Annotated in this window: 9 protein-coding genes; 6 read left to right on the top strand and 3 right to left on the bottom strand. The window is 72.1% G+C overall.

Annotation, left to right across the window (positions count from 1 at the left end; translation table 11 throughout):
* The first annotated feature begins 182 nt into the window (after positions 1–182).
* From ABZ857_RS26675 to ABZ857_RS26665, 3 genes are all read left to right on the top strand, one after another.
* A complete protein-coding gene (locus ABZ857_RS26675) occupies positions 183–1,409 on the top strand; it encodes an ATP-grasp domain-containing protein (protein WP_357047368.1) in 1,227 nt (408 codons plus the stop codon).
* Complete coding sequence (locus ABZ857_RS26670; RefSeq protein ID WP_357047365.1) at positions 1,406–2,698, top strand: MFS transporter; 1,293 nt, start codon at positions 1,406–1,408, stop codon at positions 2,696–2,698. Before ABZ857_RS26675 ends, ABZ857_RS26670 begins: the two co-directional genes overlap by 4 nt.
* 403 nt (positions 2,699–3,101) lie before the next feature.
* Positions 3,102–4,100, top strand: a complete 999-nt coding sequence (locus tag ABZ857_RS26665) for an aldo/keto reductase (RefSeq protein WP_357047362.1) — start codon at positions 3,102–3,104, stop codon at positions 4,098–4,100.
* Positions 4,101–4,126: 26 nt separating this feature from the next.
* Here the strand turns inward: ABZ857_RS26665 and ABZ857_RS26660 are convergent, their stop codons facing one another.
* From ABZ857_RS26660 to ABZ857_RS26650, 3 genes are read right to left on the bottom strand one after another with little or no spacing between them, the layout of a single operon-like run.
* Positions 4,127–4,840 (bottom strand): response regulator transcription factor, encoded by a 714-nt coding sequence (locus tag ABZ857_RS26660; RefSeq protein WP_357047359.1) that lies wholly within the window; start codon positions 4,838–4,840, stop codon positions 4,127–4,129.
* On the bottom strand, positions 4,837–5,925 hold the full coding sequence (locus tag ABZ857_RS26655; protein ID WP_357047356.1) for a histidine kinase: 1,089 nt from the start codon (positions 5,923–5,925) through the stop codon (positions 4,837–4,839). Before ABZ857_RS26655 ends, ABZ857_RS26660 begins: the two co-directional genes overlap by 4 nt.
* Positions 5,926–5,968: 43 nt before the next feature.
* Positions 5,969–6,850, bottom strand: coding sequence for a UbiA family prenyltransferase (locus tag ABZ857_RS26650; protein ID WP_357047354.1), 882 nt, complete (start codon positions 6,848–6,850; stop codon positions 5,969–5,971).
* Positions 6,851–7,213: 363 nt separating this feature from the next.
* Here ABZ857_RS26650 and leuA point away from each other — a divergent pair, with 363 nt between their 5' ends.
* The 3 genes from leuA (at position 7,214) to ABZ857_RS26635 (ending at position 13,258) form a co-directional block, all read left to right on the top strand.
* Positions 7,214–8,947 carry a 2-isopropylmalate synthase gene (gene leuA / locus ABZ857_RS26645; RefSeq protein WP_357047351.1) on the top strand — a complete coding sequence of 578 codons (1,734 nt, stop codon included), beginning with the start codon at positions 7,214–7,216 and terminating at the stop codon, positions 8,945–8,947.
* Positions 8,948–9,039: 92 nt separating this feature from the next.
* Positions 9,040–11,874 carry an AAA family ATPase gene (locus ABZ857_RS26640; RefSeq protein ID WP_357047349.1) on the top strand — a complete coding sequence of 945 codons (2,835 nt, stop codon included), beginning with the start codon at positions 9,040–9,042 and terminating at the stop codon, positions 11,872–11,874.
* Positions 11,875–11,944: 70 nt separating this feature from the next.
* Entirely contained in the window at positions 11,945–13,258 is a 1,314-nt protein-coding gene (locus tag ABZ857_RS26635) for an APC family permease (protein ID WP_357047346.1), read from the top strand.
* The last annotated feature ends 95 nt before the right edge of the window (positions 13,259–13,353 follow it).

Raw genomic sequence — 13,353 nt, 5'->3', positions numbered from 1 at the left:
GAAACGGCTCGTAGCGGATTTGGAGGGATTTCGATGGCACGTCGCATCCGCGTGAGCAAGCCGACCAGGAAGCCCCAGTCGAACTCGCCCGATCTCCGCACGCCGTCGGGCCGCGAGCTGCCCTACTGACCCACCCGCTTCCGGCACGCAGCCGCTTCCAGCAGAAAGAAGGGAGGATCCCGGTGAGCGATCTCGTCATGGTCATGCCCTACCGGGCGTTCGTCATCAAGGCCCGAGAGGAGGGGCACCGGATCTGCGCGGTCTGGGATCCCACCCTGCAGACGCCGGACTACCTGGCCGGCATCGCCGACCTCGCCGACGCCTTCGTGCTCACCGACTTCGCCGACCCCGTCGCGTTCGACCGGGCCGTACGGCAGGCCGTGCACGACTTCGGCGCCGACCTCGTCTACCACATCGGGGCCGAGGAGAGCATGCTCGCCACCTACCGCATCGCGGAGGACCTCGGCAAGGCGGTCAACCCCGCCCGCTCGATCGAACTGCTCAACGACAAGCTCCAGCTGCGGCGGCTGCTCGCCGAGCACGACCTGTCGCCGGTGCGGTTCGCCCACGCGGCCCGCTGGCAGGACGTGCCCGGCCTGCTCGGCGGCTTCGAGCTGCCCGTGGTCGTCAAACCGACCGAGCTGGCCGGCAGCCGGGGTGTGTACCTGCTGCGCGAGCCCGGCCAGGTCGCCGAGTGGGGCGCGCTGCTCGACTCCTACGGCTACCGCGGCCCGGTCCTGGTGGAGGAGTACCTGCGCGGCCCCGAATACAGCGTCGAGTCGCTCAGCGACCGCGGCCGCCACCAGGTGGTGGGCGTCACCCGCAAGGTGCTCGGCCCGCCGCCGCTGTTCGTCGAGGCCGGGCACGTGCACCCCGCGCCCGTCGGGCCGGACACGGCGGCGATGGCCGAGCTGACGGTCGAGATGCTGCGGCTGACCGGCTACCAGACCGGCCCGGCGCACACCGAGATCATCTGGACCGCCGCCGGTCCCCGGATCGTCGAGTCGCAGGCGCGGCTCGGCGGCGACCAGATCCCGCGCCTGGTGCAGCTCGCCACCGGGCTCGACATCGAGCGGGCCGTCTTCCGGATCCTCGACGGCCGGTCGCCGGGCACGGTGGAGCGCCGGGCGGTCGCCCACATCTCGTACTTCAGCCTGACCCCCGGCGAGGTCCGCGCCGTCTCCGGTGTGGAGGAGGCCAGGGCGCTCGACTTCGTGGACATGCTGGAGTTCCCGTTCCGGCCGGGCGACCGGATCCCGGAGACGGTGGACTGGCGCACCCGGCACGGCTTCGTCGTCGTGACCGGGGAGACCGAGGAGCAGGCCGTCGCGCGGGCGCGGCAGGTCCACTCACTCGTACGGGCCGAGGTGGGCGAGCCCGTCGCGGCCGGGGCGGGCGTGACGTCATGAACCTGGCCGCCCTGCATCCCAATCTGCGGGTCCGCATCGCGGTCGGCTTCCTGCAGCGCCTGCTCGACTCGATGGTCATGTCGTTCATGGCCATCTACCTCGCCTTCGAGTACGGCGTGGCGGTCGCGGGCGTGCTGGTCGTGACCGTCATGGTGCTCGGCGTCGTGGGCACGCTGGCGGGCGGGCACATGTCCGACGCACGCGGGCGGCGGCGCACGCTGCTGCTCGGCGAGACCGGCGTCTGCCTGACGTTCGCGCTCATGGCGGTCGCCGACTCGCCCGCCTGGCACAGCCCGGCGATCGTCTACTGCGGCTACCTCGTCAACAAGTTCGCCGCGAGCTTCGCGATGCCGGCGAACGACGCGATGATCCTCGACGTCACGACCCCCGAGAGCCGCAAGCTCGTCTACACGATCAACTACTGGTCGATCAACCTCGCGCTGGCCATCGGCGCGCTGCTCGGCGGCTTCCTCTACAACGGCCACTTCACGCTGCTGCTGGCCCTGGCCGCCACGGGCACGGTCGCGATCGCCGCGGCCACGTACTTCCTCATCGCGGAGACCAAGCCGGAGGAGACCAAGCCCGAGGAGACCGAGCAGGAGGAGCCCGGCGCGGTGGCCGAATCGCGCGGGTCGATCCTGCGGGACTTCGCGAACGGCTACCGGCTGGTGCTCCAGGACCGCGCCTTCGGCCGGCTGCTGATCGCCGCCACGCTGTTCATGTGCATCGAGCTGCAGCTGATCAACTACATCGGCGTACGGCTGGCCAGGGACCTGCCGGCGCAGGACCTGCTGTCGATCGGCTCGTGGTCGGTCCGGGTGGACGGCGTGGAGATGCTCGGCATCCTCCGCGCGGAGAACACCGTGCTGGTCGTGGCGCTCGCGCTCGTCGCTCACCTGGTGCTGCGCCGCGTGCCCGACCGGGTCAGGCTGTACGCCGGGGCGGGGCTGTTCACCGCCGGATACATGGTGCTGGCCGTCAGCGACACCGGCTGGGTGCTGCTCGTGGCCGCGCTGGTGCTCACCGTGGGCGAGCTGATGGACGTGCCGGTCCGGCAGGCCCTGCTCGCCGACATGGTCCCGGCCGCGTCCCGCACCCGCTACATGGCGGTCTACAACCTCAACATCCGGGTGGCCCTGGTCGTCGCGTCGCTGTGCATCACGGTCGGCTCGGTCCTGCCGCCGTGGGGCATGGCCGCGCTGTACGGCGTCTTCGGCCTGGTGATCATCTGGCAGTACCACGCGATCCTCACCCCCTCCGCCGCCCGCGCCGAACTCGCACGGGCGTGACCGGGGAGAGACCACATGAACCCGACCAGGCGAGTGACCGGCGCGGTGCTGCGGGGCGCGGAGCTGGAGTATCGGCGGCACGGCGACTGCTGGGTGAGCCCGGCGGCCGGCCCGCACATCGGCGCGCGGCACGCGCCGGCTCGCCAGCCGCTTCGTCATGTTCGGTGGTTCCGTGGCCGGAATCCCTTCATATCTGACCGATGGTTTGCCGGATTTGTAGCGCGAACTGCCGTAGCGGTAGGGAAAAATAGGGGTGGAAAATCCGCCTCGTGCAATCTGAGTGGTATCGGGTGCGTCCTTGCCTTTCTCATACCTCCATTACTTCCAGCGGTGTCCACGTGAATGACGAATCGATATCGAAACCCTTGAAACGGTCACGGCCACGCCGGTCGGGGGCGGCGTCATGCGGCGCGTGAGCCTCGGCGGGCAGGGTCTCGTCTCCGCGAGCCTCGGGCTCGGCTGCACAGCGCTGACCGGCGCGTACGGCCCGGCGGACCCCGACGAGGCGATGCGGGTCGTCCGGCGCGCGCTCGACGGCGGCGTGTCGCTGATCGACCTGATCGACGGCGACGGCGAGGCCGAGCGCCTGGTCGGCAAGGCCGTCGCCCACCGGCGCGACGAGGCCCTGATCGCGGCCGGCCCCGGTGCGGTTCGAGGGTACGGTTCGGCTCGATCGGACGGTTCGGTTCGGTGGGACGGTGCGGTTCGAGGGGACGGTTCGGCCCGATGGGAGACGCGGGGCTGCGTGTCCCGTCCCGAGGACCTCGTCCGCGCCTGCGACGCGTCGCTGTCCCGCCTGGGGATCGAGCGGATCGACCTGTTCGTGGTGGACCCCGGCGCCGCCGGCGCGCCGATCGAGGAGACGATGGGCGTGGCCGGCCGTCTCCAGGACGCCGGGAAGATCGCGCACATCGGCGTTCGCGGGCTGGACGGAAACCGGTTGCGGCGCGCGCACGCGGCGCGGCCCGTCACCGCCGTCGCGGTGGAGTACTCCCTGTGGCGGCGCCGGGCCGAGCGGGAGCTGCTGCCGGTGGCACGCGAGCTGGGGATGGGCGTCATCGCCGGCAGGCCGCTCGGCCGGGGCTTCCTGACCGGCAGGATCACCTCGCCGGTCCAGCTCGGCCCGGGCGACGTACGCCGCCGGGACCCGCGTTTCTCGCCGGAGAACCTGGAAGCCGAGCTGCTGCGGCTGCGCGACGCCCAGCGGGTGGCGTCCGAGATGGACGTCGGCATGGGGCGGCTGGCCATCGCCTGGCTGCTGGCGCAGGGCGACGACATCGTGCCGGTGCCGAGCACGCGCGACCTGGTCCACCTGGAGATGAACCTCACCGCGACCGGCATCCTGCTGCCCGAGCCGGTCAAGGCCCGCCTCGCCAGGACGTTCCCCCTGCGGGAGGACTGAGTTCCCTTGAGAGGAGCCACTGGGGCTCAGGGGAAGGAGCGCTGCCCCCGCAGGCCCGGGGGGTTCGGGCGGGGGCGGGGCGTCGGCTGGTCGCGTCGCGGCGAGATGAGCGAGGCGGCCAGCGCCTTGTTGACCGCGTCGATCCGGGAGACCGCGCCGAGCTTGGTGAAGATGTTGTGCAGGTGCCGCTTGATCGTCGCCTCGGTGAGCGTGAGCCGGGTGGCGATCTGGTAGTTGCTGAGCGCCTGGGCGGCGAGTTCGAGGATCTCCCGCTCCCTGTCGGTCAGCACCACCTTCGATCCGCCCCCCTGCACCTGCGCGAAGGAGTCGCGCGAGACGGCGAGCACGAGCCGGTCGGGCTCGTTCCTGACGCTCCTGACGGCCGAGACCAGCTCCTGGCGGTGCACGCTCTTGAGCAGGTAGCCGCGGATGCCCGCCGCCAGCAGGCGGCTCAGCAGCTGCGGGCCGTCGTACATGCTGAGGATGATGATCTGCGACTCGGGCGAGATCGCGCGCATGCGAGTCACGGTCTGCGTGGCGTCGTCGCCGGGGATCTCGACGTCGAGGAGGACCACGTCGGGCCGCTCCCGCTCGACCAGGGCCACCGCCCCGTCGGAGTCGCCCGCCTCGCCGACGACCTCGAAGTCCTCCTGGGCCTCCAGGATCTCGCGCAGGCCCTCCCGGAACAGCGCGTGGTCGTCGATGACGGCGATACTGATCATGTTGTCCGATCCGGTCATGCGGTTAGCCCTGCGAAGGGCACGTACAGTTCGACGTGGGTGCCGTGGCCCGGCCTGCTGGTGATAGTGGTCGTCCCTCCGATGATCTCGGCCCGTTCCTGCATCGACATCAGGCCCACCCCGTCCGACCGGCCGCTTCCTTCGGCGAAGCCCATGCCGTCGTCCTCCACCGACGCCCGCAGTTCGTGGGGGGCGAAGTCGATCCGGATCAGCACCTTGGCGGGGTTGCCGTGCTTGAGCGCGTTCCTGGTCGCCTCACGCAGGATGAGGAAGGACTCGTCGCGCACGGCGGGGGAGGCCCACGTCTCGTCCCCGCTGACCCGCAGCCGGATGTCCACCTCGTCCATGTCCACGGTCTCGAGGTAGTACAGCAGGGCCTTCTCCAGGCTGTTGAGCGGCTCCTGCGGGTGCAGGTCGCTGGTGACCGCACGCAGGTTCTGCATGGTCTCCAGGATGGCCTGCTGGGCGGTCTCCACCTTGGCGGTCGCCGTCGCCGGCTTGCTCGCCCGGTGCAGGTCGTACAGCTCCAGTTGCCGGTGGGCGACGCTGAGGCCGTGCCCGAGCCGGTCGTGCAGTTCGCGGGCGATCCGGCGGCGCTCCTCGACCTGGGCCTCGTGGACCTTGTCCAGCAGGAAACTGGAGTAGCTGGCCGAGGCCTCCCTGATCCGTGTCGTGATGCTGCGCTCCAGCCCGAGCACGACCAGCGTGAGCAGCCGCATCGACTCGGCGTCGCCGGGCATGCGCTCCAGCAGGCAGGTCACGACCGCCTGGAACCACACCGACGCCGCGCGGAGCGACTCGTCCGGATGAACCCCGCTCGCCGCCCTGGTCGCCCCCACCTCCCACGCGATCATCTTGTGGGAGTCGCCCACCCTGATGGTGCCGGCCCGCAGCGTCTCCGCGACGTCGTCGAGGATCTGCTCGGCGTTCGCCAGCGCCTGCCGCAGGGCGATCGGGTCGCGGCTGATCGGGCTGTCCAGTGCCGCCAGGTTCCGTGCGTACGCTTCCAGAATCTCGGAGCGATGCGCTTCGAGGAAACCCTCGAAGTCCGGGACCGCCGGTCCCAGTTCTCCATCTCCCGCCAATGGACCCTCCGAGAGGAAGCGGACGAGTGCCCTCCATCCTGGACTAAGCCGCACGCCCAGACAATAAGAATTGTGACACCAGCGGGAGAAGAACAGCCAAATGCACGGCGTATTGCGTCGTCATGAACGCCCGGTAGGGCAGGCGGCGGCGCACCCGGGACCCCCGGGAAAGCGGAGTAAGGGTGACGAGGGCGAGCAGCGCGGCGCCGGTGAGCATCGCGGCCGGCGCCATGCCGAGCGGCACCCGCAATAGCAGCGCGACGGCGCAGAAAGCGAGCGCGACGGAGGCGGCGACCGCCGACAACAGCAGCCTGACCGGCCATTCTCCGCGGCTCACCGCGAACGTCGCGCGCCCGGCTGAGCGGTCGCCCGCGATGTCGGGCAGGTCCTTCGCCGGGGTGCCGACCAGGCCCATCCACAGCGAGGCCGCGACGGCGAACGCGGGCAGCGCGATCACATCGCGCCCGGCCGGGCCGGTCCCGCACGAGGTGTAGCCCGCGCAGTAGGAGAGCAGCCCGGCCACGCCGCCGACCACGACCGTGGCGCTGGACCACTTCTTGAGCTGGAAGGGCGGCGCCGAGTAGAGGTAGCCGAGCACCAGCACCGTCGTGACCAGCCAGATCATCGCTCCGCCGAGCAGCAGCGCGCCGAGCAGGGCGGCCGCGGCGGCGGCCCAGGCGATGATCCGGGCCAGCTCGGGGTCGAGGTCGCCGCGGGCGATCGGCCGGCGCGAGCCGTTCACGCGGTCCTCCCGCACGTCCGTCACGCCGTTGAACAGGTAGACGAAGAAGATCGCGCACTGCCACACCAGGGCCCCCGCCACGAGGCGGAACGGGTCGGCGGGGACGAGGCCGGCGTCCAGGGCCGCGCCGGCGGCGAACCGCAGGAAGAAGATGGCCAGAACGGACGGGCGCGCCTCGGTCACGCACATTCCGAGGATTCGGAAAGGCGAAATCGAAATTGCCGGGAATGCTGCTCTGCTGATCGACATGACCCGGAGTATGTGTCCGATTCAGGGGGTCGTTAAGGGGGCCGCCCGGGAGGTTGTACCGGAACTACAACTTTCGATACCCCTACCGATCGTCCGGGTGATGGCGGCCGCACTCTAGTTGCTTCTTCCTTGCCCCTTGACCAGCGCGCTTGTAGGTTCGGCAACGTGCCGGTCAGCGAATCACCAGCAATTAGGACGGCCTTCCGGAAGGAAGTCGGCGCGATTCGCGGACAGCTTTTCGCAAAACGGTCGGTCGCGAATTCGGTGACATGGTCGCCGATGAGAAAGGAATTCCTCATGAGCAGCTCTCCTTCCCGTTACTCGGCCTTCACCCCCGTCCGCCTCGCGGACCGGCGTTGGCCGGACCGGATGATCGAGGCCGCCCCGCGATGGCTGTCCACCGACCTGCGCGACGGCAACCAGTCGCTGGTCAACCCGATGAGCCCGGAGCGCAAGCTCGCGATGTTCGACCTGCTCGTACGGATGGGCTACAAGGAGATCGAGGTCGGGTTCCCGGTGGCGAGCCAGGACGACCACGACTTCGTGCGCATGCTCATCGAGCAGGACCGGATCCCCGACGACGTGCGGATCTCGGTTCTGGTGCAGGCGCGGGACGAGCTGATCCGGCGGACCGTGGAGAGCCTGGCCGGCGCGCCCCGGGCCAACATCCACCTCTACAACGCGACGGCCCCGCTCTTCCGCCGGGTGGTCTTCGGCATGACCCGCGACGAGTGCAGGGACCTCGCCGTCGAGGGCACCCGCCTGATGATGAAGTACGCCGAGGCGACCCTGGGCGACTGCGACCTGGGGTTCCAGTATTCGCCCGAGCTGTTCAACGAGACCGAGCCCGAGTTCGCCCTCGAGGTCTGCGAGGCGGTCATGGACGTGTGGCAGCCGGAGGAGGGCCGGGAGATCATCCTCAACTTCCCGACCACGGTGGAGCGGTCGCTCCCGCACGTCTTCGCCGACCAGATCGAGTGGCTCGACCGCAACCTGTCCCGCCGCGAGCACGTCTGCCTGTCGATCCACCCGCACAACGACCGGGGCACCGGCGTGGCCGCCTCCGAGCTGGCGCTGCTGGCCGGCGCCCAGCGGATCGAGGGCTGCCTGTTCGGCAACGGCGAGCGGGCCGGCAACGTCTGCCTGGTCACGCTCGGCCTGAACATGTACACCCACGGCGTCGACCCCGGCATCGACTTCTCCGACATCACCGAGATCCGCCGCACCGTCGAGTACTGCAACGAGATGCAGGTCAGCCCCCGCCACCCGTACGGCGGCGACCTCGTCTACACGGCCTTCTCCGGCTCCCACCAGGACGCCATCAAGAAGGGCTTCGACGCGCTGGCCGTGGAGGCCGGCGAGGCCGGCGTGAGCGTGGACGACCTGCCGTGGCGCATGCCGTACCTGCCGATCGACCCCAAGGACGTCGGCCGCACGTACGAGGCGGTGGTGCGCATCAACAGCCAGTCGGGCAAGGGCGGCGTGGCCTACATCCTGAGCGCCTGGCACGGGCTGAACCTGCCCAAGGGCCTGCAGGCCGAGTTCGCCCGCGTCGTGCAGGCCCACGCGGACGGCTCCGGCGGGGAGATCACCCCGGCCGTCGTCCGCGACCTGTTCGACGAGGAGTACCTGTCACGGACCGAGATCACCGTGCCGCTCGGGCTCGGCGGCCGGCCGCTGCAGACCACGTTGTACGTCGACGGCGCACGCTTCGACGTCGCCGGGCCGCGGGCCGACGCCATCCGCACTCTGGGCGCCCGGCTGGCGGTCTGGAACGTGGACGTGCAGATGGTCCACCGCACCGGCGTGGAGGCCGCGGCCGGGAGCGCGGAGGACGGGGAGGTCGCGGTCTACGCCGAGTGCGTGATCGACGGGCGGCAGGTCTGGGGGGTGGGCCTCGACCGCAACGTGGTCGCCGCGTCGTTCGCGGCCGTCCGCTCGGCGCTGGCCCGCGCGGGCGAAACGGGCGCGGAAGGCGCGGGGGAGCGGGCCGGCGAGGCCGTTTCCGCGCGAATGACGCTGGTCGGCTGAAGACCTCTCAACTAACGACCTTTACTGAAGTCACGACAATTGTGAAACCCGGCCGCGCGGCCGAACATCGAACGGAATTCGGGAGGCTCATTATGGCCCTGGTGGAGCGGGAAGAGGTGTTGGCCTCCCTTGAGGACATGCTGGCCGACGCCGTCACCGGAAGAGGAAAGATCGCGATCGTCGGCGGGCCCGTCGCGACGGGGAAGACCGCGCTGCTCAACACTTTGGTCGAGGACGCGCTTGAGCACGGCGCGCTGCCGCTGACCGCGACCTGCTCGCAGGCGGAGTCGGGGCTGGCGCTGGCCGTGCTGTCGCAGATCCTGCACAACGCGCCGCTCACCCCGGACGAGGAGGAGCGCACCCGCAACCTGCTGCACGAGGGCGCCCGCTGCGCCATGTCGGCCGACCCGCTGGCCGACTACGTCGACCAGGTGGACGCCCACATCGTGCACGCCCTGTGCATGGTGCTGCTCGAACTCGCCGAGCGGCACCCGCTCATGATCGTGGTGGACGACATCCAGCACGCCGACCGCGCCTCGCAGCTCTGCCTGGCCTACCTCGCCCGCAGGCTGCGCTTCGCCCACATCCTGGCGATCTTCAGCCAGTCGGAGGAGACGTGGAACGCCCCGTCGCTGTTCCAGACCGAACTGCTGCGCCAGCCGCACTGCCGCCGCCTCCCGCTGTCGGCCCTGTCCCGCGAGGGCGTCGAGATCATGGCCGCCGACATCGTGGGCGACGACGTCGCCCGGCGGTTCGCCGCGGACTGGCACGCGGTCAGCGGCGGCAACCCGCTGCTCGTGGGCGCGCTCGTCGAGGACCACCTCGCCGCGGCCGACACCGCGGCCGGCACCGTGGCCGACACCGCGGCCGGCACCCGGGGCGCCCCGGTCGGCAGTGACACGGATGCGGGGCCCGACGAGATCCTCGCGGGCGACGCCTACCGCCAGGCGGTGCAGTCGTGCCTGCGTCGCGGGCACCCGCTCGCCGCCCGCGTCGCGCGAGGCCTGGCGGTCGCCGGCGACCCCGGTCACCTCGACCGGCTGCTCGACCTCGACGCCGGAACCGTCGTCCAGGCGCTCAACGCGCTGCACAACGCCGGGCTGGTCGGCGCCGACCTGCACCTGCGCCACCCCCAGGCGCGCGCGGCCGTGCTCGCCGACCTGGACCGGCACGAGCGGACCGACCTGCACCGCAGGGCCGCCGAGCTGGCGTACGGCCAGGGCGCCCCGGCCGCCGTGATCGCCGAGCACCTGCTGGCCGCCCAGCACAATGGTGGGCCCTGGGCCGTACCGATCCTGGAGGAGGCGGCCCGGCAGGCGCTCGGCGAGGGACGGGTCGAGCCCGCCGTCGACTACCTGCGGCTGGCCGACGGCGCGTGCACCGACGACCAGCGCAGGGCCACCATCAAGACGACGCTGGTGCGGGCGGAGTGGCGGCTCAACCCGAGCGCCCCGGCGGCCCACCTCGACGAGCTCACCGACGCCATGCACCGCGGCCACCTGCGCGGCTCCGACGCGGTCGTGCTGGCCAAGGCGCTGCTGTGGCACGGCCGCTTCGACGACGCCCGCGACGTGCTCGACCACCTGGGCAGGATCGGCTCGATCATGGACGCGGAGACCGTGGCCGAGATCCGCGCCGCCCGGCCGTGGCTGCGCTGCTCCTACACGCCGTTCCTGGCGCACATCCCGAGGGTCACCGACATGAGCACGCAGGCGCCGCCGTCCGCGCCGGTCATCGGCCGGCTGGAGGCCGCCACCGCGCTCGCGGCGGTGCTGACCAAGGGCCCGCACCCGCAGACGCTGGCCGACGTGGAGCGCATCCTGCGCGGCTCCCGCCTCGACGACATGTCGATGGACGCCGTCGAGTGCGCCCTGCTCGCGCTGATCTACGGCGAGCGGCCCGACCTGGCCGCGCCCTGGTGCGACCTGTTCTTCGAGGAGGCCGCCAGCCGCCGGGCCCCCAGCAGGCAGGCCCGCCTCGCGGCGCTGCGCGCCGAGATCAGCCTGCGGCAGGGCGACCTGGAAGGCGCCGAGAGCCTGGCCCAGATGGCCGTACGGCTCATCCCGCCGACGAGCTGGGGGGTCGCGGTCGGCGGTCCGATGTCGGTGCTGCTGACGGCGGTGACCGCGATGGGCCGGCTGGACGAGGCCGTGCAGCTGGTGAACCAGCCGGTGCCCGAGGCCATGCTCCAGACCCGGTACGGCCTGCACTACCTGAACGCGCGGGGCCGCTACCACCTGGCGACCGGCGACCTCGGGATGGCGCTGCGCGACTTCCAGACCTGCGGCGAGCTGATGGGCTCCTGGAGCCTCGACACGCCCGGCCTGGTCTCCTGGCGGACGGGCGCGGCCGAGGCGCTGATCGGCATGGGCCGCCCGGAGCGTGCCCGGCCGCTGCTGGACGAGCACGTGGCCCGCTGCGCCCCCGGCCCGGTCCGCGCCCGCGGGACCGGTCTGCGGCTGACCGCCGCCGCGAGCGAGCCCCGGCAGCGTCCCCCGCTGCTGCGCCGCGCCGCCGACATGCTCCAGGCGAGCGGCGACCAGTACGAGCTGGCCCGGGCCCTGGCCGACCTGGCCGACGCCTACCAGGCGGTGGGGGAGCTGCGCCGCGCCCGTACGGTCGCCAGGCAGGCGCAGCGGATCGCGGAGGAGTGCGAGGCCGCCCCGCTGGTCAACGCGCTCACCCAGGGCGGTCCCGGGCAGCCGGCCGAGCCGCCCCGCACGGAGAGCGGCCCGGGGACGCTGAGCGAAGCCGAGCGCAGGGTGGCCTCGCTCGCCGCGGTCGGATACACCAACCGCGAGATCGCCGACAAGCTGTACATCACGGTCAGCACGGTCGAGCAGCACCTGACCAGGATCTACCGCAAGCTCAACGTCACCCGCCGTTCCGACCTGCCCGCCGGCCTCGAGTTCAGCACCACCGCCTGAGACAGCTCCCCTACCTGGGCCGGCCGGGAATCCCCGGCCGGCCACTCCCCTGAGTGGAAGGTGAACGCGCATGGCTCGCACCAGCGTCACCCCTGCCGTCACACCGGCTGCCGCACGCGTTACTACACCGGCGGGCCGCCTCACGGCGGCCCAGGGCGCCGCCATGTACGTCGGCGCGGTGCTCGGCACGGGCGTCATCGCCCTGCCCGCGCTCGCGGCCCAGGCGGCCGGGCCGGCGTCGCTGCTGGCCTGGCTCGGCCTGGTCGTGCTGTCCGCCCCGCTGGCCGCGGCGTTCGCCGCGCTCGGCGCGCGCCACCCGGACTCCGGCGGCGTGTCGACCTACGCCCGCCTCGCCTTCGGGGACCGGGCCGCCGTCGTCGTCGGCTGGTGCTTCTACTTCGCGATCCCGCCGAGCGCCGCCGCCGCCGCGCTGTTCGGCGGCGAGTACGTCGCCGCGGCGGTGGGCGGCGGGACCGGCACCGCGACGCTGACGGCGGCGGGGCTGATGGTGATCGTGACCGTGTCGAACGCCTCGGGTCTGCGGGTGACCGGCCGGGTGCAGCTCGGGCTGGCCGGGCTGCTGGTCGCGCTGCTCGTGGTCGCCGTCGCGCTGTCGCTCCCGCACGCCGACGTGGCCAACCTGCGGCCGTTCGCCCCGCACGGCTGGGCGGCCATCGCCCCGGCGGCGGCCCTGCTGGTGTGGAGCTTCGCCGGCTGGGAGGCGATCACCCATCTCGCCGCCGACTTCCGCAGGCCCGCCAGGGACCTGCCCAGGGCCGCCGCGGCCGCCGTCGTGCTGGTCGGCGTGCTGTACCTGTCGGTCGCCTTCGCCACCGTCGCCGTCCTCGGCCCGGCCGCCGGAGGCGCGCGGGCGCCCCTCGGCGACCTGCTGGCCCTCGGCCTCGGCGGCAACGCCCGGCTGCTCGCCGCCGTGGCCGCGCTGCTGCTGACGCTCGGCGCGATGAACGCGTACTGGGCCGGGGCGGCCAAGCTCGGCGCGGCCCTCGGCCGCGACGGCGCCCTGCCCGGCTGGCTCTCCCGCGGCAGCGTCGCCGGGGAGGTGCCCCGGCGCAGCCTCGCGGTCGTCGCCGTGCTGTCCTTCCTGGCGCTCGCCGTCGTGTACGCGGCGGGGACGGGCATCCGTCCGCTGGTGCTGATGACCAACGGGTCGTTCGTGGTGGTCTACGCGATCGGCGTGGCGGCCGCCATCCGGCTGCTGCCGCGCGGCCGGGCCAGGGCCGCCGCCCTGCTCGCGCTCGTGGCGGTCGCCCTGCTGGTCGCCGCGTCGGGGGTCTACCTCGTCTGGCCGCTGCTGGTCGGCGGCGCCGCCCTGGCGTACGCGTGGTTCACCCGCCGGAGGCAGGCCGTCCCGGCGAAACATTGACCAAAGTGAATGGTCACCGGCGACTTTCCGCGACTGCCCGCCGTCCGTCCGGTTCCTAGGGTCGAGGGGCCGGACGGACCGGCAGGACGCAGCAC

Source organism: Microbispora sp. NPDC046933 (assembly GCF_040644635.1).
Taxonomy (GTDB): Bacteria; Actinomycetota; Actinomycetes; order Streptosporangiales; family Streptosporangiaceae; genus Microbispora.
The sequence above is the reverse complement of the archived record's forward strand: the minus strand, read 5'-3'. Positions and strand labels throughout refer to the sequence as shown.

Bases quoted from the DNA above. Each gene is read 5' to 3' on its own strand.
- ABZ857_RS26670 (WP_357047365.1), top strand. From the start codon at position 1,406: ATGAACCTGGCCGCCCTGCATCCCAATCTGCGGGTCCGCATCGCGGTC.
- ABZ857_RS26665 (WP_357047362.1), top strand. From the start codon at position 3,102: ATGCGGCGCGTGAGCCTCGGCGGGCAGGGTCTCGTCTCCGCGAGCCTC.
- ABZ857_RS26660 (WP_357047359.1), bottom strand. From the start codon at position 4,840: ATGACCGGATCGGACAACATGATCAGTATCGCCGTCATCGACGACCAC.
- leuA (WP_357047351.1), top strand. From the start codon at position 7,214: ATGAGCAGCTCTCCTTCCCGTTACTCGGCCTTCACCCCCGTCCGCCTC.
- ABZ857_RS26640 (WP_357047349.1), top strand. From the start codon at position 9,040: ATGGCCCTGGTGGAGCGGGAAGAGGTGTTGGCCTCCCTTGAGGACATG.
- ABZ857_RS26635 (WP_357047346.1), top strand. From the start codon at position 11,945: ATGGCTCGCACCAGCGTCACCCCTGCCGTCACACCGGCTGCCGCACGC.